A 24841-nucleotide genomic window follows, 5' to 3' on the forward strand; every position below is an offset into this window, starting at 1 on the left:
ACACTGTCGCCTTGCTTTGTTTTTCACTTTAACCATAGCGATGCTATGCTAAAAGTAAGAAAACAACAGTGTTCATTGTATCTCAAAGCTTCATAACGAAGTTCTATTGCATAATCTGGGTTTAATGTTTTTAAACAAAAAACAGTAAAACTTACAGAAAACAAAAACCGATTAAAATAAAATTATTTTAATCGGTTTTTGTTTTAGTAATAGCTTTATCAAAAGAAAGAATTATAGATTTTCATAATTCACGACTCTTATAAATATTATATTTTAAGCTTCTCCTGTCGGTCCAAAATTCATAGGTATTGGTGGTTGCTCATAATCTTTTATTTCTCCATGAGCAGATTCAAATCTGTTTACATTATCACTTAATGCTTTTAATAATCTTTTTGCATGTTGAGGAGTTAAAATAATCCGGCTCTTTACCTTGCTTTTAGGTCTGCCAGGCATTATATTAACGAAATCCACCACAAATTCTGATACCGAATGGTTAATAATTGCCAGATTGCTATATACACCATCGGCAACTATTTCATCAATTTCAATATTCAAATGGTTCTGTTTTTGATTTTTATTTTCTGCCATATTAAATAATCCTTTTTTTTTAGAATTTTTTAATAAAAAAGAAAGCCTGCCTAAAAAGGCAGGCTTTTTCTATTAATTATAATTTACTTCTCGTCGTTGTTCCATTCTTTGTTCAAACTCTTCGTTTGAACCTACAATGATACTCTCATAATTTCTCATACCTGTTCCTGCCGGGATTCTGTGTCCAACAATCACATTTTCTTTAAGACCTTCAAGATCATCAATTTTACCGCTTACAGCAGCTTCATTTAATACTTTTGTAGTTTCCTGGAAGGATGCTGCAGAAATAAAGGACTTGGTTTGTAGTGATGCTCTTGTAATACCTTGCAGTATTGGTGTAGCTGTAGCTGGAGAAACATCTCTGGCAACTACCAGATTTTTATCATCTCTACGTAAAACAGAATTTTCATCTCTTAAATCTCTTGGAGAAACAATCTGACCAGCTTTAAGTTTATTACTGTCTCCCGCATCTTCAACAACCTTCATTCCAAAGATCTCATCATTTTCTTCAATAAAATCAGCTTTATGCACCAACTGATTTTCTAAGAAAATAGTATCTCCCGGGTCCTGGATTCGTACTTTACGCATCATTTGACGTACCACAACTTCAAAGTGCTTATCATTAATCTTTACTCCTTGTAATCGATATACTTCCTGCACTTCATTTACCAGATATTGTTGTACTGCCGAAGGACCTTTAATTTTAAGAATATCTTCTGGTGTTATAGATCCATCTGATAATGGCATTCCTGCACGAACATAATCGTTTTCCTGAACAAGAATCTGATTAGAAAGCTTAACAAGATATTTCTTGACTTCTCCTATTCTGGACTCTACGATTATCTCTCTGTTACCACGTTTAATTTTTCCAAACGAAACTACACCATCTATCTCGCTAACTACAGCAGGGTTAGATGGGTTACGTGCTTCAAATAATTCTGTTACTCTGGGAAGACCTCCTGTAATATCCCCTGCTTTAGCAGATTTACGAGGTATTTTAACCAAAATCTTACCTACTCCAATTTTATCACTATCATCTACCATAAGGTGAGCACCAACTGGTAAGTTATAAGAACGTAATACTTCATCTCCATTTCCTAATATATGAAGCGTTGGTATTTTTTTCTTATCACGAGATTCAGAAATCACTTTTTCCTGGAATCCTGTTTGCTCATCTATCTCTACCTGATATGTTATACCTTGCTCTATGTTCTCATATTTTACTTTACCTGCAAATTCTGAGATAATTACACCATTATATGGATCCCATTGGCAGATAACCTGACCAGCTTCTAACATGTCCCCATCTTTAATATATAGCTGAGAACCATAAGGAATCAAGTTTGTACTTAATACTATTCTGGATTTTGGTTCGATAACTTTAATTTCAGAAGTACGAGAAATCACTACATCTACCTCATTCTTTTCATTGTCTTCTCCTTTTACCGTTTTTAGTTCTTCTATTTCTGCTTTACCGGCAAATTTGGACTTTAATTGGTTGTCTTCAGAAATGTTACCTGCAATACCTCCCACGTGGAATGTACGTAATGTAAGCTGTGTACCAGGCTCTCCGATAGATTGGGCTGCTACAACTCCTACTGCCTCACCTCTTTGAACTGTTTTACCAGTTGCCAGGTTGCGACCATAACATTTTACACAAATTCCTTTTTTAGCCTCACAAGTAAGTGCTGAACGAACTTCAACAGACTCTAAAGGAGAGTTTTCTATAGCCTTTGCTGTTGCATCATCAATCTCTACACCAGCTTCAACCAGTACCTCTTGAGTTAATGGATTGATAACATCTACTAAAGAAGTTCTACCTACAATTCTAGCTGCAAGTCCTTCTATAATTTCTTCGTTTTTCTTTAATGGAGATACTTCTACCCCTCTAAGTGTACCACAATCTTCAGTATTTACAATAACATCTTGAGCTACATCAACTAAACGACGAGTTAAATATCCTGCATCGGCAGTTTTAAGTGCGGTATCTGCAAGACCTTTACGAGCACCGTGGGTAGAGATAAAGTATTCTAAAATCGAAAGACCTTCTTTAAAGTTAGAAAGGATAGGGTTTTCGATAATTTCTCCACCTGCAGAACTGGCTTTTTTAGGTTTTGCCATAAGTCCACGCATACCTGTTAACTGTCTGATCTGTTCTTTAGACCCCCTTGCTCCCGAGTCAAGCATCATATATACAGAGTTAAAACCTTGTTGATCCTCTCTAATACGTTTCATAGAAAGCTCTGTTAACGCTGCGTTAGTAGAAGTCCATATATCAATTACCTGATTATAACGTTCGTTATTGGTAATTAACCCCATGTTATAGTTTGTAACGATATTATCTACCTGTGCGTTTGCATCTTCAATCATGGTATGTTTCTCTGCGGGAATAATAATATCCCCCAAACTGAAAGATAATCCTCCTTGGAATGCAAAATTATATCCTAAAGTCTTGATTTCATCCAAAAACTCTGCAGTTTCAGGAACACTGGTTACTTTTAAGATATCCCCAATAATGTCCCTAAGTGACTTTTTGGTCAAAACCTCGTTGATATATCCTGCTTTTTCCGGAACTTTTTCATTAAATAAAACCCTACCTGTAGTAGTTTCTATTATTTTGGTTACCAGCTCTCCATTTTCATTAATATCTTTAGTACGAACTTTGATATTGGCATTAATGTTTAGTCTTTTCTCATTATATGCAATAATAACCTCTTCCGGAGAATAAAAAATAAGATCTTCTCCATCCATTTTTAATTCTGGAGTAGATCTACGGGATTTAGTCATATAATACAGACCCAGTACCATATCCTGAGAAGGAACTGTTACAGGAGATCCATTTGCTGGGTTAAGAATATTGTGTGATGCCAACATCAACAATTGTGCTTCTAAAATTGCTTCTGGTCCCAATGGTAAGTGTACTGCCATTTGATCCCCATCAAAATCCGCATTAAATGCAGTACAAACTAATGGGTGTAACTGTATTGCTTTACCTTCTATAAGTTTAGGCTGAAATGCCTGAATACCCAAACGGTGAAGCGTAGGAGCACGGTTTAACAAAACCGGGTGCCCTTTTAGAACATTTTCTAAGATATCCCAAACAACAGGCTCTTTTCTATCTATTATTTTCTTTGCAGATTTTACTGTTTTTACAATACCACGTTCAATCAATTTTCTAATTACGAACGGCTTGTAAAGTTCTGCTGCCATATTTTTTGGAAGACCACATTCAAATAATTTTAATTCTGGTCCTACAACAATTACCGAACGTGCCGAATAATCCACACGTTTTCCAAGTAAGTTTTGACGGAAACGTCCTTGTTTACCTTTTAAAGAATCGGATAATGACTTTAATGGTCTGTTAGAATCTGTTTTAACGGCAGAAGCTTTTCGGGTATTATCAAAAAGCGAATCTACTGATTCCTGAAGCATACGCTTTTCGTTACGTAAAATAACTTCCGGAGCTTTGATTTCCATCAAACGCTTTAGACGGTTATTACGTATAATTACACGACGATACAGATCATTTAAATCTGAGGTAGCAAAACGACCTCCATCCAATGGTACTAACGGACGTAATTCTGGCGGAATTACCGGTACAACTTTAAGAACCATCCATTCAGGAAGGTTTTCTCTGTTTTTATTGGCATCACGGAAAGATTCTACAACCTGAAGGCGTTTTAAAGCTTCTGTTTTACGTTGTTTTGAAGTTTCGTTATTTGCCTTATGCCTTAATTCGTAAGATAACGCATCTAAATCTATTCTTCTAAGGATTTCGATAAGGCATTCTGCCCCCATTTTTGCAATAAATTTATTAGGGTCTGTATCATCCAGATAAAGATTTTCTTGAGGAAGACTATCTAATATATTCAAATATTCTTCTTCGGTAAGGAAATCCATCTTTTGTACAGCTTCTCCTTCTTCATTTTTTGCAATACCAGGCTGGATTACTACGTAACGCTCGTAGTAAATTATCATATCTAATTTCTTAGAAGGAAGGCCTAATAAATATCCTATTTTATTTGGTAAAGAACGGAAATACCATATATGTGCCACAGGAACCACAAGGTTAATGTGACCAACACGATCTCTACGCACTTTCTTTTCGGTAACTTCTACCCCACATCGATCACAAACAATACCTTTGTAACGAATTCTTTTATATTTACCACAAGCACATTCAAAGTCCTTTACAGGTCCAAAAATACGCTCACAGAACAAACCATCACGCTCAGGTTTGTGAGTACGATAATTGATAGTTTCGGGCTTTAGCACTTCTCCTTGTGACGCCGATAAAATTGACTCAGGAGATGCTAAACCTATAGAGATCTTATTAAATCTCTTTACTGTATTCTTATCATTATTTCTTGCCATAATATATGGTTGCTAAAGAATTATTGTAATTTAAAATTGAATAATATTGGATACACAAACTGCCTCCTTTGACAAATCCCGGGAGGACAGTTTGGTTATTTTAATATTATTCTTCTAATCTGATATCCAGACCAAGACCTTTTAATTCGTGCATTAATACATTAAAAGATTCTGGCAATCCTGGTTCTGGCATAGGCTCTCCTTTAACTATACTTTCGTATGTTTTTGCTCTTCCTATTACATCATCAGATTTTACAGTCAATATCTCACGTAAGGTTGCAGAAGCACCATAAGCTTCTAATGCCCATACCTCCATTTCTCCAAAACGTTGACCTCCAAATTGTGCTTTACCACCAAGTGGTTGCTGAGTAATCAATGAATATGGACCAATGGAACGTGCGTGCATTTTATCATCAACCATGTGACCAAGTTTAAGCATATATATTACGCCTACTGTAGCAGGTTGGTGAAAACGATCTCCCGTTCCTCCGTCATATAAGTACGTATGTCCAAATCTTGGGATTCCTGCTTCATCGGTTAATTCATTAATTTGATCCAAAGAAGCACCATCAAAAATCGGGGTAGCAAATTTTCTGCCTAATTTTTGCCCGGCCCAACCAAGTACCGTTTCATAAATCTGCCCAATATTCATACGAGATGGTACCCCAAGTGGGTTTAACACTATATCAACTGGTGTTCCGTCTTCCAGAAATGGCATATCTTCTTCTCTTACGATACGAGCAACAATACCTTTGTTACCATGTCGCCCTGCCATTTTATCCCCTACTTTTAGTTTACGTTTTTTTGCTATGTAAACTTTAGCTAGTTTTATGATTCCTGAAGGTAATTCATCTCCAACAGAAATTGTAAATTTCTCTCTTCGCAGATTTCCTTGTAAATCATTTTCTTTAATCTTATAGTTATGGATAAGATCCGCAACCATACTGTTCAGATTATCATCGGTAGTCCATACTCCTTTAGTAAGGTGAGCATAATCATCTACACTATTAAGCATTTTTTGAGTATACTTTTTACCTCTGGGAAGTACTTCTTCTCCAAGATCATTCATAACACCCTGAGAAGTTTTTCCACCAACGATAGCAAATAATTTATCTACTAAATCATTTTTTAACAACTCAAATTTGGTATCATAAGATCGCTCCAGAATTTCGATATCTTCTTTATCCTGAGAACGTTTTCTTTTATCCTTTATAGCACGTGCAAATAATTTTTTATCAATTACAACACCATGCAGGGAAGGAGAAGCTTTTAACGAAGCATCTTTAACGTCCCCGGCTTTATCTCCAAAGATAGCCCTTAATAATTTTTCTTCAGGGGTAGGATCACTTTCTCCTTTTGGAGTGATTTTTCCTATAAGAATATCTCCTGGTTTAATCTCTGCACCAACCCTAATCATTCCGTTCTCATCCAGATCTTTAGTAGCTTCTTCTGAAACATTAGGGATATCATTAGTTAATTCTTCATTACCTAATTTGGTATCTCTAACTTCCAAAGAATATTCATCTATATGAATAGATGTAAAAATATCTTCTCTTACTACTTTTTCAGAAATAACGATCGCATCCTCAAAATTATACCCTTTCCAAGGCATAAAAGCTACTTTCATATTTCTACCAAGAGCTAGTTCTCCTTTTTCTGTAGCGTACCCCTGACATAGAACTTGTCCTTTTTTAACACGATCTCCTACGCTAACAATAGGTTTTAGGTTAATATTGGTACCCTGATTTGTTTTACGGAATTTTATTAACTCGTATGTTTTAGAATCACTATCAAAGCTTACCATTCTCTCTTCCTCAGTTCTATCGTATTTTATGGTAATCTTTTGAGCATCAACATACTCAACCACTCCTTCTCCTTCTGCATTAATTAACACTCTTGAATCTGAAGCTACCTGGCGCTCTAATCCTGTTCCTACAATTGGAGCATCCACTCTTAATAAAGGTACAGCCTGGCGCATCATGTTTGATCCCATCAAAGCACGGTTTGCATCATCGTGTTCCAAGAATGGAATTAGTGATGCCGAAATAGAGGCAATTTGATTAGGAGCTACATCGGCATAATTAACATTTACCGGATCGATTACCGGAAAATCTCCTTCCATTCTAGCGATTACTTTATCGGCAGTAATATTTCCTTCATCTGTCATAGGAATATTTGCCTGAGCTATCAGTTTTTCTTCTTCTTCTTCTGCGCTCAAATATCTAAACTCTCCTATATCGACTTTACCATCTGTAACTTTACGATATGGTGTTTCTAAGAACCCCATAGAATTCACTTTTGCAAAAACTGCTAAAGAGGATATTAATCCAATATTTGGACCTTCCGGGGTTTCGATAGGACATAAACGACCATAATGTGTATAGTGTACATCTCGTACTTCAAAACCTGCACGCTCTCTGGATAAACCTCCTGGCCCTAATGCCGAAAGTCTTCGCTTATGAGTAATCTCTGCTAATGGATTTGTTTGATCCATAAATTGAGATAACTGGTTTGTCCCAAAAAATGAATTAATCACAGAAGATAGAGTTTTAGCGTTAATCAAGTCAATAGGTGTAAAGACTTCATTATCTCTAACGTTCATACGTTCCCGTATGGTACGTGCCATACGTGCCAAACCAACTCCAAACTGTTGTGATAATTGCTCTCCTACAGTTCTTACACGACGGTTAGAAAGGTGATCAATATCATCAATTTCAGCTTTAGAATTAATTAATTCGATTAAATATTTTATAATGGTAATGATATCTTCTTTGGTAAGTACTTGCTTATCCATTGCAATATCAAGCCCTAATTTTTTATTCATTCTATAACGCCCTACTTCTCCAAGATTGTAGCGTTGATCAGAAAAGAATAATTTATCTATAATACCTCTTGCAGTCTCTTCATCTGGCGGTTCTGCATTACGTAATTGTCGATATATGTGTTCTACCGCTTCTTTTTCTGAATTGGTAGGATCTTTTTGCAAGGTATTATGAATAATTGCATAATCTCCTTTTTGATTGTCTTCTTTATGTAATAATATAGCTTTTGCTCCAGAGTCTATAATCTCATCTAAATGATCTTTATCCAAAATAGTATCTCTATCCAAAACGATTTCATTACGTTCAATAGATACTACTTCTCCGGTATCTTCATCTACGAAATCTTCATGCCAGGTATTTAATACACGAGCAGCCAATTTACGCCCTAAAACTTTCTTTAATCCAGATTTAGAAACTTTTACTTCTTCAGCAAGATCAAATATTTCTAAAATATCTTTGTCCCTTTCAAAACCAATAGCTCTAAAAAGGGTTGTTACTGGTAATTTTTTCTTTCTATCGATATAAGCATACATTACGCTATTAATATCGGTAGCAAATTCTATCCAAGAACCTTTAAAAGGAATTACTCTGGCTGAATACAATTTGGTTCCATTTGCATGAAATGATTGTCCAAAGAATACCCCCGGAGAACGGTGCAATTGAGATACTACCACACGTTCTGCACCATTAATACAAAAAGTACCACTAGGTGTCATGTAAGGAATTGTACCTAGATACACATCCTGAACAATAGTCTCAAAATCTTCGTGTTCTGGGTCTGTACAGAATAATTTTAGACGTGCTTTTAATGGCACACTATAGGTAAGACCTCTTTCTATACACTCTTGAAGATCATATCTTGGCGGATCTACAAAATAATCTAAAAATTCTAATACAAATTGATTACGAGTATCCGTAATCGGGAAGTTTTCCATGAAGGTATTATATAGACCTTCGTTTCCTCTTTCTTCAGATTTTGTTTCTAATTGAAAGAAATCCTGAAAGGATTTGATCTGAATATCGAGGAAGTCAGGATAATCAGGTCTATTCTTTACAGAAGAGAAATTCAATCTTTCAGTTTGCGTTGCTAACATCAATGGACGGAATTAAATTAAAATTTAAAAAAGGTGCGTATTTTAACACTTAGTGTTTATATACGCAAAACGGTTTAGACCACAGAGATTATTCTCTGGGTCTAAACCTATATGTCAATATATGGTAAGCTTATTTAAGCTCAACCTCAGCTCCAGCCTCTTCTAATTGAGCTTTAAGAGCTTCAGCCTCATCTTTAGCGATTCCTTCTTTTACTGCTTTAGGAGCTCCATCAACTAATTCTTTTGCATCTTTAAGTCCAAGACCAGTAAGTTCTTTTACTAATTTTACAACTGCTAATTTGGAAGCACCTGCAGCTTTAAGTATTACATCAAATTCTGATTGTTCTTCTACAGCTTCACCTCCACCAACAGCACCAGCAGCTACAGCTACCGCAGCAGCAGCAGGCTCGATACCATATTCTTCTTTTAATATACCAGCTAGTTCATTAACTTCTTTTACTGTTAAGTTAACTAATTGTTCTGCGAAATCTTTTAAATCTGCCATTTTCTATCGTTTTAAATAATTTTTTTAATGAAATATAATTTGTTAAAAAGTGCGTGCACTACAATGATTATCCTTCTTTTTCGGATAATGTTTTAAGGATACCAGCTAATTTACCTCCACCTGATTTTAATGCAGAAACTACATTCTTAGCAGGAGACTGTAACAGACCAATAATATCTCCGATAACTTCTTCTTTAGACTTAATATTAACTAAAGCATCTAAGTTTTCGTCACCAACAAATACTGCTTCTTCTACAAAAGCTCCTTTTAATAAAGGTTTATCAGATTTCTTACGAAATTCTTTAATAATTTTTGCGGGTGCATTACTGGTTTCAGCAAATAATATGGAAGTATTACCTTTTAATACACTTGGTAAATTTCCAAAATCCTTATCTGAATTCTCCATTGCTTTAGCAAGGAGTGTGTTTTTAACTACTTTTAATGATACGTTTGCTTTGTAACAAGCTCTACGTAAGTTTGAAGTTGTTCCTGCATTAAGCCCTGAAATATCTGCTAAATAAATAATAGAATTTTCAGCAAGCTGAGCAGTTAAGTCTTCAATTACCAATGATTTTTCTTCTCTTGTCATAATGGTTTATCTTAATTACCCAGCAAAGCTTTTAGAATCAACTTCGACTCCAGGGCTCATGGTAGAAGACATATAAATAGATTTTATATATACTCCTTTAGCTGCCTGTGGTTTTAACTTTACTAATGTTGTTATTAATTCTTTAGCATTACCTGCAAGTTTTTCGGCTTCAAAAGAACATTTTCCGATAGATGCATGAATAATACCAGTTTTATCTACTTTAAAATCAATTTTACCAGCTTTAACGTCAGATACAGCTTTTGCTACATCCATTGTTACAGTTCCTGTTTTTGGGTTAGGCATTAATCCACGAGGTCCTAATACTCTACCTAATGGTCCTAATTTACCCATAACGCTTGGCATAGTGATGATTACATCAACATCTGTCCAACCGTTTTTAATTTTATCAAGATATTCATCAAGCCCAACAAAATCAGCACCAGCTTCTTTAGCTTCTGCTTCTTTATCTGGTGTTACCAATGCCAATACTTTGACATCTTTTCCTGTTCCGTGAGGTAATGTTACAACCCCTCGTACCATTTGATTTGCTTTACGTGGATCTACATTTAAACGAACAGCGATATCAACAGAGGCATCAAAATTTGTGCTTGTTATTTCTTTTACTAAAGCTGAAGCTTCATTTAATGAATACGCTTTATTCTTATCGATTTTAGCGTTTGCTTCTTTTTGCTTTTTGGTTACTTTTGCCATTTTGTAAAATTTTTTGGATTAAAAAGGAGCTTGTCCTTTTACAGTTACACCCATTGAACGAGCAGTACCGGCAATCATTTTCATAGCAGACTCTATAGTAAACGCATTCAAATCTTGCATTTTGTCTTCTGCTATAGTACGAACTTGATCCCAAGTAACACTTGCTACTTTTTTACGATTAGGCTCTCCAGAACCTTTTTTCTGTTTTGCTGCTTCCAGTATCTGAACAGCTGCTGGTGGAGTTTTTATAACAAAATCAAAAGATTTGTCTGTGTACACGTTAATTACAACCGGTAGTACTTTACCAGCTTTATCTTGTGTTCTACCATTGAATTGCTTACAGAATTCCATGATATTTACTCCGGCAGCACCTAAAGCAGGACCAACTGGTGGGGATGGGTTTGCCGCTCCTCCACGCACTTGTAATTTTACTACTTTACCTATCTCTTTAGCCATTTTTCTAATTTTAAATTAGAATTGTTCCATAAGTGGAAGCAAAAGAACAATTCTGGATCTATAATGTAACAATTATTATATTTTCTCTACTTGCATATAACTTAATTCTAAAGGTGTTTTTCTGCCAAAAATCTTCACCATCACCTCTAGTTTACGTTTTTCTTCATTTACTTTTTCGACGGTTCCATTAAATCCATTAAATGGTCCGTCTATTACTTTTACAGTTTCTCCTACATTGTAAGGTATAGCAACATTATCTGTTTTAACAGCAAGTTCATCAACTTTACCTAACATTCTATTGATTTCAGATTTCCTTAAAGGTACAGGGTCTCCTCCTTTTACTTCACCAAGAAAACCTATTACTCCATTAATAGATTTGATTATATGAGGTATCTCTCCGGATAAGTTTGCTTCTATCATAACATATCCAGGAAAATATACTCTCTCTTTATTTATTTTTTTTCCATTGCGAATTTGCACTACTTTTTCTGTAGGAACAAGTATTTGAGAAATATAATCTTCAAGTCCCATATGGGCAATTTCTCGCTCTATATAGTCTTTTACTTTATTTTCCTGGCCACTAACCGCTCTTACCACGTACCACTTTTTCGTATTATCTACTTCAGCCATTTTAATTTTTTAAGATTTAACTAAAGTAAAATAGTACTCTATAAGATTACTAAACGCAGTATCAATCCCCCATATAACTAAAGAAAAAATAACCGAAAAAACGATCACAATTAAAGTAAGTCTTTGTGCTTCGGCCCAAGGAGTCCAAGTAACATGATTTTTTAATTCATTATAGGATTCTGCGATGTAATTTACTAGTCCAGCCATCATTTATATTTTTTAAACAAATCAAAAAGCAATCTTTCTAAATTTGTAACAAAACTCATTATTTACTATCTGTTAATAACAAACCATCATTAACTGATTTTGCACGGGTTGAGAGACTCGAACTCACGACACCTGGTTTTGGAGACCAGTGCTCTACCAACTGAGCTAAACCCGTAACATAAAGCCAAGGTATTCGTTAAAACGAATACCTTAACTTTTATATACTACAATGTATTATTCTAAAATTTCAGTAACCTGACCAGCACCTACTGTTCTACCTCCTTCGCGGATAGCAAAACGAAGACCTACATTCATTGCAATTGTCTGAATTAACTCAACAGTAATTGTTAAGTTATCTCCTGGCATTACCATTTCAACTCCATCAGGAAGTGCAATGTTTCCTGTCACGTCAGTTGTACGTACATAGAACTGAGGACGGTAATTGTTATGGAATGGTGTATGACGTCCACCTTCTTCTTTTTTAAGGATATACACCTCAGCTTTAAATTTTTTATGTGGAGTTACAGTTCCTGGCTTAACGATAACCATACCACGAGAGATTTGAGTTTTATCAATCCCTCTTAATAAGATACCTGCGTTATCTCCTGCTTCACCTCTGTCAAGGATCTGACGGAACATTTCGATACCAGTTATAGTAGAAGTAAGTTTTTCTGCACCCATACCAATAATCTCAACAGGATCTCCGGTATTAGCAATTCCAGTTTCGATACGTCCTGTTGCTACTGTACCACGACCTGTAATAGAGAAAACATCTTCGATTGGCATAAGGAAAGGCTTATCTACATCTCTAGGAGGAAGTTCGATCCAAGTATCTACTGCTTTCATTAATTCTAACACAGTATCTACCCATTTTTGTTCACCATTAAGAGCTCCAAGTGCAGAACCAGAAATAACAGGACCATTATCCCCATCATACTCATAAAAAGAAAGAAGATCTCTTACTTCCATCTCTACAAGTTCTAATAATTCTTCATCATCCACCATATCCACTTTATTAAGGAATACAACAATTCTAGGTATACCTACTTGTCTTCCTAAAAGGATATGCTCACGGGTTTGTGGCATTGGACCATCTGTAGCAGCAACCACTAAAATCGCTCCATCCATCTGAGCAGCACCAGTAACCATGTTCTTTACATAATCGGCGTGACCTGGACAGTCAACGTGTGCGTAGTGACGAGCTGCTGTAGCGTACTCTACGTGAGATGTATTAATTGTGATCCCTCTTTCTTTTTCTTCTGGTGCATTATCGATTTGATCAAAAGATTTTGCTTCAGAAAATCCAGCATCTGCCAATACTTTTGTGATAGCAGCAGTTAAAGTTGTTTTACCGTGATCAACGTGTCCAATAGTACCAATATTTAAGTGCGGTTTGGAACGATCAAAAGTTTCCTTTGCCATAATTAATTTATTTAATCTTAGTTATATATTAGTGTTCATTTTAAAATCCTGAACTCAGAGCCAATGACGAGATTTGAACTCGTGACCTCTTCCTTACCAAGGAAACGCTCTACCCCTGAGCTACACCGGCTTTTTAATGAGTATAATGATTAATCAGAACACTTTCGTTAGCTTCAGAAAGAAATCCGATTAATCATTACATTTAGGTTAAAAATCCAATGCTAATAATGCATCGAGATTAGCTCTATTTAGAGCGGGAGACCGGGTTCGAACCGGCGACATTCAGCTTGGAAGGCTGACGCTCTACCAACTGAGCTACTCCCGCTTTTCAAAACTTTGGAACAATCTCCTGAAGTTTTTAATTCTAATTGTGGGGAGAGCAGGATTCGAACCTGCGAAGACGTAGTCAGCAGATTTACAGTCTGCCCTCGTTGGCCGCTTGAGTATCTCCCCAATTGATAAATTCAATATATCACATGTTTGATTTATGAATTTTGAGTGCGCAAAAATAGTAATTTTTTTTACAATTCAAAATTAAATCAAAAAAGTTTATTTTTTTTTCAAAAAACTTACTTTTTCAGAGCCGATGGAGGGACTCGAACCCACGACCTGCTGATTACAAATCAGCTGCTCTAGCCAGCTGAGCTACATCGGCTTTTAACATGTTTCAGAACATAAAAAAGTCCGCTATTTCTAACGGACTGCAAATGTATAATAATTTATTTCTTCTGCAAAACTATTTTTTAAAAAAATAATCAAAAATGTGTATTTAATTTTTCTTTTCGTTTTTTCAATTGTCTTTCTAAAGAACTAACACACTCATCCACACCTTCTTCAAAACTTTTGTTGATTTTTTTTATCATAAACTCATCTCCAGGCACGCTCAATAAAATTTCTGTAATTTTATTTTCTTTACCACTTGTATTCATTACTTTCAAAAAAACATCTGCATGAATTATACGATTAAAATGAGTTTCCAATTTATCTAATTTAGCTTGGGTGAAATCCACCAACTTTTGATCTACATTAAAATTTACGGATTGCAAGTTCACTTTCATATTTTGTTAGTTTAATTAGTTAAACAAAAAATTAAAGCCGAAAAAACCAATAAGCAAACAACTTATCTCTTACTTTTTATTCCTTGGATGGGATTGCTCATACACTTTAGCCAATTGAGCAACACTATGATGTGTATACACTTGTGTAGCAGCCAAACTGGAATGACCAAGTAATTCTTTTACAGCATTTAGGTTTGCTCCTTCATTCAGCAAATGTGTCGCAAAAGAATGCCTAAGTATATGCGGACTCTTTTTTACTTTTGAAGATGCCTTACTAAAATAGCTATTTATGATACGATACACAAGTGTTTCATATATTTTAACTCCTTTTTTTGTCAAAAACAAAAAGGGGGTTCCCTCCGTTTCCAAAATCTCTCTTGCTTCTATATATTTTCTTACAGTTTCCCGAACAGAAGAAAGAAGTGGTAAATATCTTTCTTTGTTACGTTTTCCCAATACTTTTATCTGCCCTTTACTCATATCTACATCTGAAAGCTTAAGATCCACTAATTCAATCCTACGTATTCCTGTAGCATAAAAAAGCTCAACAATCAACCTGTCTCTTATGCTTTCAAAATCCTGATCATCTGTGAGACTTAACAAAACGTCCTCTACCTCTTGCGTAGAAAAAGGAACCTGAAGTTTTTTTGACACTTTTAAAGCCTGGTGTTTTACCAAAGGATTTTTATCTATTTCTTCTATTTTAAGCAAAAACTTATAGTAGGTCTTAAGTGAAGATACTTTTCTGTTAATAGTTCGATTAGTAACTCCCTCATTAACAAGCTTTACTATCCAGAAACGAATTTGCGGGTAATTAGCCTCTTGTATTCTTACAGCACCGTACTCTGCTTGATAAAACTCTAAAAAAGATTTTAAATCGGCTTCATACGCCACTACTGTATGTTTAGAATATTGTTTTTCAAAAAGCAGGTACTCGGTAAACTCAGAAATAAACATAAAAAAAAACCGTTAGACAACAAAAGTATAAAACTTTTGATTTTCTAACGGTTAAAATTTATATTAAAAACGGTATCTGGCTTCTTTAACAAGAAACATACATAACAGATAACGTTATTTATTTTTAAATTTCTTCTTGATCTCTTAAATGTTGAATGTATTGCGCTTTTTGAACTTGCGCTCTTCTTTCAACAGAAGGCTTTAAAAAAGCTTGGCGTTTACGAAGTTGACGCATCGTTCCTGTTCGATCAAATTTTCTTTTAAAACGCTTTAACGCTCTATCTATATTTTCTCCGTCTTTAACTGGTATAATTAACATAGTGGCACCTCCTTTCTTTAGAAATAATTTTAGTTTGCAAAGATACTATAAAACTAACATCTTCAAAGTTTTTTATATATTATTTTAAATATTATAGTTTACTCATTTTTTAACTGTACTTAAACTACAGAATTGGTTGTTTTTTAAGCTTCAATCAAAAAAGAAAAATTATCGAGCCCTGGATTTCTGTATTAAATAAATAATCAGCAAAATACCCGGTATATAGTTATTTTCAATATTTTACAAAAAATCATATAATTATACCCGCTATTCTGTTGCTGGCTTATATTCTTTTTTATCAATAACTATTTTTGCTATTATTTCTCTTAATATTTCTGAAGTTCCTCCTCCTATAGGACCTAATCTACTATCTCTAAACAATCTTGCCATTGGATAGTCCTCCATATATCCATATCCACCCAACAATTGAAGGCATTTATATATTGCTTTGTCTGCCATTTTTGTAGAGAGCAGCTTTGACATACTTGCTTCTTTTACTACATATTGACCATCGTTAAGTCTTTTGGCTATAGAGTAATTAAATTCTTTACACATTTCTACTTCGCTTGCTATATCTGCAACTGTGTGTCGTAATGCCTGAAATTTATCAATTGTTCTTCCAAACGCTTCTCTTTGCGACATATATTCTATTACATAATCTAATGCATATTCTGCACGTGCATGGGCATTTACCCCCATAATCAATCTCTCTAAAGCAAAATGCTGCATAATATATGAGAACCCTTTGTTTTCTTCTCCCATAAGATTATGAAGAGGAATCCTAACATTGTCAAAAGCTATCTCTCCGGTATCTGAAGCTTTCCATCCTAATTTATCAAGTTTTGTAGCAGATATCCCCTGGGTGTCCCTATCTACAACAAAAATACTTATTCCTTTATTACCATATTCTGGATTTGTTTTTGCTGCAATTACCAAATAATCGCTGTATACTCCATTAGTAATAAAAGTTTTTGATCCATTAATTACATAATGATCTCCATCCTTAACTGCTGTAGTTCTCATTCCTGCAACATCAGACCCTCCAAATGGTTCTGTTATACACAAACAACCTATTTTATCACCAGATATACTAGGTCTTAAGTATGTTTCTTTTATTCTGTGGTCTCCTTCTTTATTAATATGGGTCATTGCCAAATATGCATGTGCCCACATTGCTGCGGCAAAACCCCCGGAATTAATTTTTTGCAATTCTTCTAAAAAAATAACAGTATAAAAGAGATCTAATTCCAGCCCCCCATACTCCTCTGGGTAAGCAATCCCAAAATATCCCATCTCTCCGAATTTCCCCCAGATAAAACGGTCTATATCTCCGGTTTTTTCCCACTTCTCTATATGTGGTGTAACTTCTTTTTTGAGAAATTCTTTAAGACTTTGTCTAAATAATTCGTGTTCTTCTGTAAAATACATACTATTCATTATGGTAACTTGAGTTTTGTTTAGCTAACATATTACTGTGCTTTATGACTTTTCACATAAGCAATAAACTCAAAACGAGTTTATTTATAATTAATTAAAGATTTATCAATATTCACAGCAATTTTTTTACGATTATTAATCTATTGTCAAATATAACTTTATTCTATCTATTTTTTCTATAGAAAACCCTTTGATTTTTACCAATTCATCAAAATTAGAAATATCGCCATTATCCTTAATAAAACTTTTGATATCTAATGCCAGCTCAAAATCAAAGTATGGTATTTCTATTAATTCTTTAACAGATGCTCTATTAACACTTAATTTTTTTATTTTTTTTGGCGTTTTAACGGCAAATAACGACAGTATATTGTTTCTTTGATTATCATATAATCCTGTAATATCTTTAAGCTGAATGTCGTCTACAAATCCACCAATTTTATCACGGTATTTAATTATTCTTACTGCTATAAAATCGGGGATCTTAGCTTCTTCCTGAAGATCTTTAGCTAATATTGTGTTTAAATCTTTTTTTTGAGAGTATGATTTGGCAAAGCTTTTCTTTTTTGAAAATACTTTTGTATTGTTGTTATTCTTTTTCCACTCTGGGAATTTAAACAAAGGTGAAATAATGGTTAATAAAGAATCTGAAATCTGGGTTACTTTTTTAAATTCTGAAACAGAATTAATCCATTTACCCTGACTTCGATAAGAATAAAGCCTATCTAATTCTTTTGGGGAAAGTCCTAGTACATACCCTTTATAATCTGAGATAAAATTAGGATTAAAAGCTTTTAATTCATATTGCTTTTTATATCTTTCATCATATCTTTTTATAGAGTCTATTTGCTTTTGAAACTCTTCCAATTCAGCTAGATTAGATTTTGGAACTACCTTTTTTGAATAAAAGAAATATCCAATTATAATGGTAAATAATATCATTGACAAAAGAAAAATCCCATTTCGAAAACGTGAGTGTATCTCGAAACAGGATTTTATAGTATTCATAAAAGTTATTTTCTCTATTCTCTTGATGCTTTAATTGCATCAAAATATCTTTTTAATTGTTCTTTAACTACAGGAAACAAGAAAAACAATCCTATCATATTAGGAAACACCATTGCAAAAATCATAGCATCAGAGAATGCCCAGATAGAACTCATACTTGCTGCTGCTCCTATTATTACAAAAGTCAAAAACAATAGTTTATAAGTTAAATCTGCGGCTTTACCTCTTCCAAATAAAAATTTCCAGGATTGTAATCCATAATAAGACCAGGATATCATTGTAGATACTGCAAATAATACCACTGCTATAGTTAAAAACACATTAGAATATGGTATGTATTGTGCAAATGCCATAGAAGTGATCCCTGCTCCTTCATAAGGAACACCATCAATTAAAACTGCTCCAGAACCATCTCCTCCATATTCAAAAGCTCCTCCAAAGTTAAAAATAACAATTACCAAAGCTGTCATCGTACATATTACTACTGTATCGATAAAAGGTTCTAACAATGCAACAAGTCCTTCGCTAGCTGAATATTTTGTTTTTACTGCAGAATGCGCAATAGATGCTGATCCTGCACCTGCTTCATTAGAGAATGCGGCTCTTTTAAACCCAACCAACAAAACCCCTATAAGGCTTCCTACTCCTATTGCCGTAGGGTTAAATGCTTCTTCAACAATTAAACCAATAGCATCATCTATTAAAGAAAAGTTAATAAAAATGATATATATACATGCTGCTAAATACATTATAGCCATAAAAGGAACTACTTTTTCTGTTACAGAAGCTATACGTTTAATCCCTCCGATAATAATAATACCTACCAGAAAAGCTAACGAAACCCCTATCCAGAATCCTGCTCCAGTACTCTCAAACCCCATCAATTCTTTTAAAACTATTGTTGCCTGATTAGATTGAGCTGCGTTACCACCCCCAAAAGAACCTCCAATACAAAACACAGCAAATACAGCTGCCGCAACTTTTCCTAATGTTTTAAAACCCTTATCCTTAAGCCCTTTACTTAAATAATACATTGGCCCGCCATATACCGTACCATCTTCTCCCACATCTCTGTATTGTACTCCAAGTGTACATTCTACAAACTTTGTAGACATACCTAATAATCCACAAACAATCATCCAAAATGTTGCCCCGGGTCCTCCAAGTGCAATTGCTAGTGCAACTCCGGCTATATTACCATTACCAACGGTTCCCGAAACAGCTGTAGCTAGTGCCTGAAAATGAGAAACCTCTCCTTCTTTAGACTCATCCCTTATAGTATCTCTTACATCCCCGTCTACTACACTAACTTGTGGATTACCTTCTATACCATGTCCTTCTACATTATCATATTTTCCTCGTACCACATTAATTGCTTTTCCAAAATATCTAACATTAGGGAAGCCAAAATAAATAGTAAAAAACAATGCACTTAAAACCAGCAACACTATAACAAAGGGAGCTCCACTAAAGACTTCGAAGAAGATTACATTTGAAAAAAAATCTGAAACTGGCTTAAAAGCTTCGTCAATTTTTTTATCGAGCCCTTTTTCTGTAGTCTCTTGTGCAAATGTTAAAAATGGAATTGTAAATACTAAAATTGAAAGAAGAGTTCTCTTCATGATTTTGTGAATTAATTGAATTTAATTGTTAAGAGTGAGCAAGATGCTAAAAAAAACCTTTGTTTACAATTTTTTAAAGGTTAAATGTTTTTAAATTACTAAATATTAAATTCTTTATTTAAGAGATTAATTTGTTCCGGACGACCAAGAACCACTACTTTAGACCCTGGTCTTAATACAGTATTAGTTTCCGGGTTTACAATATATTCTCCTTCGGGGGATTTATATCCTATGATGGTACATCCTGTTCTTGATCTCATATCGATATTAAGAATAGTTCTCTCTTTTTTATCATCAAACATATCCTCGAAAGAGACCTCTTCAATATTAATAGATTTTTTACCTACTATCGAAAGGTTATCCAAAAACTCTATCAAATCAGGAACTACAACCAAGGATGCCATGTGATCCCCTCCTATGCGGTCTGGCATAATTACATTATCTGCTCCTGCCAATCGTATTTTTTTATAAGAGGCATCTTGAGAAGCCCTGCTTATTATTTTTAGGTCTTTGTTTATTTGTCTTGCTGATAGTACTATAAATAAATTATCTGCGTCTTCTGGCAAAGTACAGATCAAACATGCAGCGTTTTTGATTCCTGCCTGTATCAAAACCCCATCTTCTGTTGCATTACCATTAAGAAATAATAATTGGTCACTTTGGTGTTTTTCTATAACATCCATGTCTTTTTCTATGATAATAAAAGGTTTATCATACGCTAACAGCTTAACTGCCGATTGTTTACCATTACGACCATACCCGACTATAATTATATGATTATCAAGTTTGTCTATCATTTTTTGTGTTTTTCGATATTGTGCTTTTTTAGGATCGTTTTTACTTATAATATATTCTGTAATTACAGATACAGAATATGCAAATATAGATACACTTGTTGCTATTAGAAATATTGTAAATAGTTTAGCATTATCATCCAGGGGCTGTACCTCACTAAAACCAACTGTAGACATGGTAATAACAGTCATATACAAGGCATTTATCCATGAATAGTTTGAAAAATACCGAAATCCTATTACCCCAATACTGATTACTATAATCAATAAAATTATGGCGATATATACCTTTTGCCTGCCTTGGTTAAAAAATTTTATCATAAGTCAAATACAGAAGTTCGTTTTGTATATATCAAATCTTTTATTTTTAACCAAAATGCTATATTAAGATATAGTACAAAACCTAAACCTACGGTTGCAAATGTTAAATAAATAAAAAATAAGCGTACATTTTTTGCCCGCATCCCAAGTCTATCTGCTAGTCTGGAAGATACATAAAATCCGTTACGTTCTAAAAATTGTCTCAGGTTATAAAACATCCTGCAAAATAATTATATTAAACCAAATTTTAATCTCCACTTAACAATTTATTTCCTATTGCGCATTTCAGGCATGCTTTTTTGTCACAATATTTATTTTTAAGTTGTATTAATGCTTGTGAATGCATTGCATTTTCAACAGGTACTTTTAATTTCTTAAAATTATCAATAATACCATTCTTTTCATAGGATAATTGCGAAATTAATTCCAGCATTTCTTCTTCCGGATCTTTTCCCAGACTTCTTGTATACATAAATTTTAAAGGGATAATTGTATTAATCAATAACAGGTCAACAAATCCTTTTGTTATCCTCTTTTTTCTTGTTTTCGATTCTTTTTCAAAAGTATAGTGATTTTCCCAAAAGCTACTTGTATGCACTCCAAAAAGCTTATAAAATCTATTAATATCCTTTGTTTTTATAACCTCATCAAATAACTGAGGGGTTTTAAAATATAACATAGCAAACTGTGACAACCTTATCGTTGGGAAATTAGAGGGCCTGAGCCTAAAAAAATGAAATGGTAAAACCCCATCATTGTATAATTGGAATTTATTTTTTAAAAAATGATATTCTTTTTTTAACTCAGAACTATACAGGGTTTCTATATCATTTTCTAAAAAACCTGCCTGTCCAAAAAGTAATGCTTCTAATTCTACCTGATTATTGCTACATTTTCTTATAATTGAAAAATTTATAGAATTTGCAAGACTAAAAAAAGCATCTCCATTTACTTTGAGCCCAAAGTTTTTACTTAACAGCTTAAACAAAGTCGCTTCCCAATCATTTGCAGAATCCTTTAATAGTTTTAATATAAAAATTGATTTTTGTTCTAATCTTTCCAGATAGAGTCTTTCTTGCCAATTGAGGAGTATAAAACTTGAAATTTCGGGCAATTGTTTTTCACATTTAATCCATTTTTGTGTGTTTTCCTGAAACATTTTTTCATACCGGATCAGCAAATCCTGGGCTATATAATCTTTGAGTTGCAAAGTAGGTATAACAGAATTATCTTTTCTGAAAATATCCATATTATCTTCCCAAACCACATGGAGAATCACATTATCATACGCTGAATCATTTTCATGATTATGAGCATACCAATCACTGGATTTATTATGTATTTCAACGTTTCCTGCCCATTTTTGACCATGGATAATGAGTAATGCATTAAAAAAATCCGGCCCGGGATTATCTGTATTATGTATTCCTACATCCTGAAGCTTCAAATCTTCTTGTCTTGTAGTTTTAAGCCTGGTAATATCAAATTTTTTATGTTTCCATAAGTACTGAAGGAAATCTTCGGTCATTTGTAAATATCTTGTTTGATTATTATTTAGATCTACCTGTATTAAACAGGTACAACTATGTTATATAGTCTTGGGTAGGATAGAGAACTATAATAACTAGTATTTTAATTGTTCATGAAAGTACTAAATTTCTTTTGAACCTTGTAAGTTCTTGTTGAAATTATTGACCAAACCAAAAATAACCTACATCAAAATGAAAGCAATTTTAAAATCTGTTTTTATATCCGTTTTCCCTATACTCTCTTTATACTATACTCTGGACAGTGCGCTGCATTTGTTAGATAAAGGTATCTCTTATAGGTATATAGGACGATTAATCCTTTCTTTTACAATTGCTACCTTTTTTATTTCTCTTTTTGTAAGAAAAGTTGCCAGAACAGATACTAATTTAAAAGTATTTACTTTGCCCATTGCAATTGGATTCTTGATAAGTATAATTTTTGGCGGTATTTTAGAAAAGGATATAAATGGATCTTTACCCGGTATTAGTTTGTTTTTAAGCTGGATATTGTATTTAAAATGGTATTCCTTTTTTGATAACAGAAATATAAATGCCATTATAAAAACAGGAAACACATTACCTTATCTTGAATTACAAGATCCTGAAAAAAATAAAGTAAATACATCTGTTTTTTTAGGCAATCCCTCTATTTTTTTATTCTATCGCGGTAATTGGTGCCCTTTGTGCATGGCACAAATCCAAGAAATTGTTTCTCAATATAAAGAACTAGCAAAAAGAAATGTAAACATAGTCCTTATAAGTCCACAGCCCCACGGGCACACTAAATCTTTGGCAAAGAAATTTGAACTAGAATTCAACTATTTAGTGGATGAAGGAAACAAAGTAGCCAAACAATTACAAATCTTTTCTCGCAATGGATTACCAATGGGCTTGCAAATATTAGGTTATGATAGTGATACTGTAATGCCTACCGTAATAATAACCGATAAAAAAGGAAAGATCCTCTTTGCAGATCTTACCAACAATTACAGAGTAAGACCTGAACCTGAAATATTCCTGAAAATTTTAGACAAAAAACCTTTAACATAAAGTTGGGAATCCAGTCTGGTTATACCACATCAAAATACTTAGAAAACAAAAACAACCGTAAAAAAAGCACAACTATTACCATACAAATAGTATGATTTTTGCGTATTTTTCTTAAAATAAAGTTAATTACATGTAAAAATGTACTATCGGTAATATTTTATGTATTAATGGAACAAGAAACAACCATTTCATTTCATTACTTTGTTACCAGAATTAATGGGGAAAATTAATTCACTAAAAAATATTAAGATTAAAACCCTAAGCTAAGTTGAGTTTGTGTTAGGTTATTGATGGTTGTCATTTTTTTGATGACCATCATTATTTTTAAAACCATTGCCTAATTTGATTATACAAGGTAACTAATTGACATCCGGATAAATATCAAACTTATTAAAGAAAGCTTTTCTAAATTTTGAGGAGTTAGAATAATTTAAGGCATTCATTACTTCTTTTATAGATAATCCCTCTCCGATTATCATATTATATGAAATTTCGAGTTTTTTATTATTGAAAAACTCTAACGGAGTCTGGTCATGAATTTCTTTAAACATGCTAAAAAAATTAGTCCGGCTCATATTTGCCATTGCTGCTAGTTGGTCTACTCCTAAAAAAGGTTCTCTTAAATTATTTTTAAGATAGTCACTTACCCTGTAGATACTACCAACCTGACCGCAGTTAATATTAAAAGGATTACTATCTGACCCCCATCGAAGCACATCTTTCCAAAAAGTTTCTAATAATCGAATACCTCTGGCTATATAGTACAGATAATTTTCTATTTTATTTATATTTGGTTGTGCTATCTGGTCAAAAAGATTAGATTGCTTATAAGAAAGATAAAATTTATTGATGTCTTGATGAGAATGTCTGATATAACTATCCAGCCTTTCTGCCAGATCATTATTTTTCATAAAGTAAGGTTTTGTATAGGATTTTTTTAGTACTATCATAACCGACTTTACCTCTGCTCCTTTAGGTATAAAAATCTGCTCTCCTTGTCTGGCATCCATACATCTCATATTACCAGGAGTATAACTGTATGAATACTTGCTTACTATATGATTTTTTTGTAATTGATGATCCAGTGCATATTTCCTAAAATGCAGTATAATATCTTTCTCTTCACATGGTTTCCTTATGTATTCTATATCTGCATTGGCTTTATAATTATTAATAAAAAGAAACACTTCTGGCGATATTTTATAATATAACAAATACCCTTCTCCGATTTCTGGAGGAAAATAAATTTTATCTGAAGAGCCATTTGGATCTAATTGTGATCTAAAATAGTCTCTTAACTTGTCGATATCTGAACAATCAAATGAATATTTATACATACTGTTATCCT

General features: G+C 33.6%; 21 protein-coding genes and 5 tRNA genes. 1 reads left to right on the plus strand and 25 read right to left on the minus strand.

Annotated elements, in window-relative coordinates; translation table 11 throughout:
* Positions 1-273: 273 nt before the first annotated feature.
* From ACZIYX_RS19715 to ACZIYX_RS19830, 24 genes are all read right to left on the minus strand, one after another.
* A complete protein-coding gene (locus ACZIYX_RS19715) occupies positions 274-588 on the minus strand; it encodes a DUF3467 domain-containing protein (protein ID WP_462683981.1) in 315 nt (104 codons plus the stop codon).
* 72 nt (positions 589-660) lie between these two features.
* Entirely contained in the window at positions 661-4962 is a 4302-nt protein-coding gene (rpoC, locus tag ACZIYX_RS19720; protein ID WP_462683982.1) for a DNA-directed RNA polymerase subunit beta', read from the minus strand.
* A 106-nt stretch (positions 4963-5068) separates the two neighbouring features.
* The gene (gene rpoB / locus ACZIYX_RS19725; RefSeq protein ID WP_462683983.1) at positions 5069-8878 is read right to left on the minus strand and encodes a DNA-directed RNA polymerase subunit beta; all 3810 of its coding nucleotides are present in this window, start codon (positions 8876-8878) and stop codon (positions 5069-5071) included.
* Positions 8879-9008: 130 nt separating this feature from the next.
* Positions 9009-9383, minus strand: a complete 375-nt coding sequence (gene rplL / locus ACZIYX_RS19730) for a 50S ribosomal protein L7/L12 (RefSeq protein WP_462683984.1) — start codon at positions 9381-9383, stop codon at positions 9009-9011.
* 67 nt (positions 9384-9450) lie between these two features.
* Positions 9451-9972: a 50S ribosomal protein L10 gene (gene rplJ, locus ACZIYX_RS19735; RefSeq protein ID WP_462683985.1), complete on the minus strand. Its 522-nt coding sequence runs from the start codon at positions 9970-9972 to the stop codon at positions 9451-9453.
* Between the two features lie 15 nt (positions 9973-9987).
* Positions 9988-10683, minus strand: a complete 696-nt coding sequence (gene rplA, locus ACZIYX_RS19740; protein WP_462683986.1) for a 50S ribosomal protein L1 — start codon at positions 10681-10683, stop codon at positions 9988-9990.
* A gap of 18 nt (positions 10684-10701) precedes the next feature.
* Positions 10702-11139 carry a 50S ribosomal protein L11 gene (gene rplK / locus ACZIYX_RS19745; RefSeq protein ID WP_108867018.1) on the minus strand — a complete coding sequence of 146 codons (438 nt, stop codon included), beginning with the start codon at positions 11137-11139 and terminating at the stop codon, positions 10702-10704.
* A 75-nt stretch (positions 11140-11214) separates the two neighbouring features.
* Positions 11215-11769 carry a transcription termination/antitermination protein NusG gene (nusG, locus tag ACZIYX_RS19750; RefSeq protein ID WP_462683987.1) on the minus strand — a complete coding sequence of 185 codons (555 nt, stop codon included), beginning with the start codon at positions 11767-11769 and terminating at the stop codon, positions 11215-11217.
* A 9-nt stretch (positions 11770-11778) separates the two neighbouring features.
* Positions 11779-11976, minus strand: coding sequence for a preprotein translocase subunit SecE (gene secE / locus ACZIYX_RS19755; protein ID WP_462684006.1), 198 nt, complete (start codon positions 11974-11976; stop codon positions 11779-11781).
* 102 nt (positions 11977-12078) lie between these two features.
* A tRNA-Trp gene (locus tag ACZIYX_RS19760) sits at positions 12079-12151 on the minus strand.
* Positions 12152-12210: 59 nt separating this feature from the next.
* A complete protein-coding gene (gene tuf, locus ACZIYX_RS19765) occupies positions 12211-13398 on the minus strand; it encodes an elongation factor Tu (protein ID WP_462683988.1) in 1188 nt (395 codons plus the stop codon).
* Positions 13399-13456: 58 nt separating this feature from the next.
* Positions 13457-13528: transfer RNA gene (locus ACZIYX_RS19770), tRNA-Thr, on the minus strand.
* 122 nt (positions 13529-13650) lie between these two features.
* Positions 13651-13723 (minus strand) — tRNA-Gly (locus tag ACZIYX_RS19775).
* A 46-nt stretch (positions 13724-13769) separates the two neighbouring features.
* Positions 13770-13851 (minus strand) — tRNA-Tyr (locus ACZIYX_RS19780).
* 128 nt (positions 13852-13979) lie between these two features.
* A tRNA-Thr gene (locus ACZIYX_RS19785) sits at positions 13980-14053 on the minus strand.
* Between the two features lie 100 nt (positions 14054-14153).
* The gene (hpf, locus tag ACZIYX_RS19790; RefSeq protein ID WP_027413651.1) at positions 14154-14456 is read right to left on the minus strand and encodes a ribosome hibernation-promoting factor, HPF/YfiA family; all 303 of its coding nucleotides are present in this window, start codon (positions 14454-14456) and stop codon (positions 14154-14156) included.
* 69 nt (positions 14457-14525) lie between these two features.
* On the minus strand, positions 14526-15413 hold the full coding sequence (locus ACZIYX_RS19795) for a tyrosine-type recombinase/integrase (RefSeq protein ID WP_462683989.1): 888 nt from the start codon (positions 15411-15413) through the stop codon (positions 14526-14528).
* Between the two features lie 124 nt (positions 15414-15537).
* Positions 15538-15732: a 30S ribosomal protein S21 gene (rpsU, locus tag ACZIYX_RS19800; RefSeq protein ID WP_027413649.1), complete on the minus strand. Its 195-nt coding sequence runs from the start codon at positions 15730-15732 to the stop codon at positions 15538-15540.
* Positions 15733-15999: 267 nt separating this feature from the next.
* Complete coding sequence (locus ACZIYX_RS19805; protein ID WP_462683990.1) at positions 16000-17169, minus strand: acyl-CoA dehydrogenase family protein; 1170 nt, start codon at positions 17167-17169, stop codon at positions 16000-16002.
* 135 nt (positions 17170-17304) lie between these two features.
* Positions 17305-18177 carry a helix-hairpin-helix domain-containing protein gene (locus tag ACZIYX_RS19810; protein WP_462683991.1) on the minus strand — a complete coding sequence of 291 codons (873 nt, stop codon included), beginning with the start codon at positions 18175-18177 and terminating at the stop codon, positions 17305-17307.
* A 14-nt stretch (positions 18178-18191) separates the two neighbouring features.
* Complete coding sequence (locus tag ACZIYX_RS19815; RefSeq protein WP_462683992.1) at positions 18192-19799, minus strand: alanine/glycine:cation symporter family protein; 1608 nt, start codon at positions 19797-19799, stop codon at positions 18192-18194.
* Between the two features lie 98 nt (positions 19800-19897).
* Positions 19898-20914, minus strand: a complete 1017-nt coding sequence (locus ACZIYX_RS19820) for a potassium channel family protein (RefSeq protein ID WP_462683993.1) — start codon at positions 20912-20914, stop codon at positions 19898-19900.
* Positions 20911-21132 (minus strand): PspC domain-containing protein, encoded by a 222-nt coding sequence (locus ACZIYX_RS19825; protein WP_462683994.1) that lies wholly within the window; start codon positions 21130-21132, stop codon positions 20911-20913. The genes ACZIYX_RS19820 and ACZIYX_RS19825 overlap by 4 nt, the downstream gene beginning before the upstream one ends.
* A 29-nt stretch (positions 21133-21161) precedes the next feature.
* Positions 21162-22442: a DUF2851 family protein gene (locus ACZIYX_RS19830; RefSeq protein ID WP_462683995.1), complete on the minus strand. Its 1281-nt coding sequence runs from the start codon at positions 22440-22442 to the stop codon at positions 21162-21164.
* A 193-nt stretch (positions 22443-22635) separates the two neighbouring features.
* Here ACZIYX_RS19830 and ACZIYX_RS19835 point away from each other — a divergent pair, with 193 nt between their 5' ends.
* On the plus strand, positions 22636-23493 hold the full coding sequence (locus tag ACZIYX_RS19835; RefSeq protein ID WP_462683996.1) for a peroxiredoxin family protein: 858 nt from the start codon (positions 22636-22638) through the stop codon (positions 23491-23493).
* Between the two features lie 359 nt (positions 23494-23852).
* Here ACZIYX_RS19835 and ACZIYX_RS19840 read toward each other — a convergent pair whose 3' ends face one another.
* The gene (locus ACZIYX_RS19840) at positions 23853-24830 is read right to left on the minus strand and encodes a helix-turn-helix domain-containing protein (protein WP_462683997.1); all 978 of its coding nucleotides are present in this window, start codon (positions 24828-24830) and stop codon (positions 23853-23855) included.
* Between the last annotated feature and the right edge of the window lie 11 nt (positions 24831-24841).

This window comes from Aquimarina sp. (assembly GCF_977115655.1).

What these genes read in the sequence shown, in the direction of transcription:
- rpoB (WP_462683983.1), bottom strand. Translation starts at nt 8,878, where the DNA reads ATGTTAGCAACGCAAACTGAAAGATTGAATTTCTCTTCTGTAAAGAAT.
- rplA (WP_462683986.1), bottom strand. Translation starts at nt 10,683, where the DNA reads ATGGCAAAAGTAACCAAAAAGCAAAAAGAAGCAAACGCTAAAATCGAT.
- rpoC (WP_462683982.1), bottom strand. Translation starts at nt 4,962, where the DNA reads ATGGCAAGAAATAATGATAAGAATACAGTAAAGAGATTTAATAAGATC.
- ACZIYX_RS19715 (WP_462683981.1), bottom strand. Translation starts at nt 588, where the DNA reads ATGGCAGAAAATAAAAATCAAAAACAGAACCATTTGAATATTGAAATT.
- rplK (WP_108867018.1), bottom strand. Translation starts at nt 11,139, where the DNA reads ATGGCTAAAGAGATAGGTAAAGTAGTAAAATTACAAGTGCGTGGAGGA.
- ACZIYX_RS19840 (WP_462683997.1), bottom strand. Translation starts at nt 24,830, where the DNA reads ATGTATAAATATTCATTTGATTGTTCAGATATCGACAAGTTAAGAGAC.
- rplL (WP_462683984.1), bottom strand. Translation starts at nt 9,383, where the DNA reads ATGGCAGATTTAAAAGATTTCGCAGAACAATTAGTTAACTTAACAGTA.
- ACZIYX_RS19805 (WP_462683990.1), bottom strand. Translation starts at nt 17,169, where the DNA reads ATGAATAGTATGTATTTTACAGAAGAACACGAATTATTTAGACAAAGT.
- hpf (WP_027413651.1), bottom strand. Translation starts at nt 14,456, where the DNA reads ATGAAAGTGAACTTGCAATCCGTAAATTTTAATGTAGATCAAAAGTTG.
- nusG (WP_462683987.1), bottom strand. Translation starts at nt 11,769, where the DNA reads ATGGCTGAAGTAGATAATACGAAAAAGTGGTACGTGGTAAGAGCGGTT.
- rplJ (WP_462683985.1), bottom strand. Translation starts at nt 9,972, where the DNA reads ATGACAAGAGAAGAAAAATCATTGGTAATTGAAGACTTAACTGCTCAG.
- ACZIYX_RS19835 (WP_462683996.1), top strand. Translation starts at nt 22,636, where the DNA reads ATGAAAGCAATTTTAAAATCTGTTTTTATATCCGTTTTCCCTATACTC.
- ACZIYX_RS19820 (WP_462683993.1), bottom strand. Translation starts at nt 20,914, where the DNA reads ATGATAAAATTTTTTAACCAAGGCAGGCAAAAGGTATATATCGCCATA.
- ACZIYX_RS19810 (WP_462683991.1), bottom strand. Translation starts at nt 18,177, where the DNA reads ATGAATACTATAAAATCCTGTTTCGAGATACACTCACGTTTTCGAAAT.
- rpsU (WP_027413649.1), bottom strand. Translation starts at nt 15,732, where the DNA reads ATGTTAATTATACCAGTTAAAGACGGAGAAAATATAGATAGAGCGTTA.
- tuf (WP_462683988.1), bottom strand. Translation starts at nt 13,398, where the DNA reads ATGGCAAAGGAAACTTTTGATCGTTCCAAACCGCACTTAAATATTGGT.
- secE (WP_462684006.1), bottom strand. Translation starts at nt 11,976, where the DNA reads ATGGCTGGACTAGTAAATTACATCGCAGAATCCTATAATGAATTAAAA.
- ACZIYX_RS19830 (WP_462683995.1), bottom strand. Translation starts at nt 22,442, where the DNA reads ATGACCGAAGATTTCCTTCAGTACTTATGGAAACATAAAAAATTTGAT.
- ACZIYX_RS19795 (WP_462683989.1), bottom strand. Translation starts at nt 15,413, where the DNA reads ATGTTTATTTCTGAGTTTACCGAGTACCTGCTTTTTGAAAAACAATAT.
- ACZIYX_RS19815 (WP_462683992.1), bottom strand. Translation starts at nt 19,799, where the DNA reads ATGAAGAGAACTCTTCTTTCAATTTTAGTATTTACAATTCCATTTTTA.
- ACZIYX_RS19825 (WP_462683994.1), bottom strand. Translation starts at nt 21,132, where the DNA reads ATGTTTTATAACCTGAGACAATTTTTAGAACGTAACGGATTTTATGTA.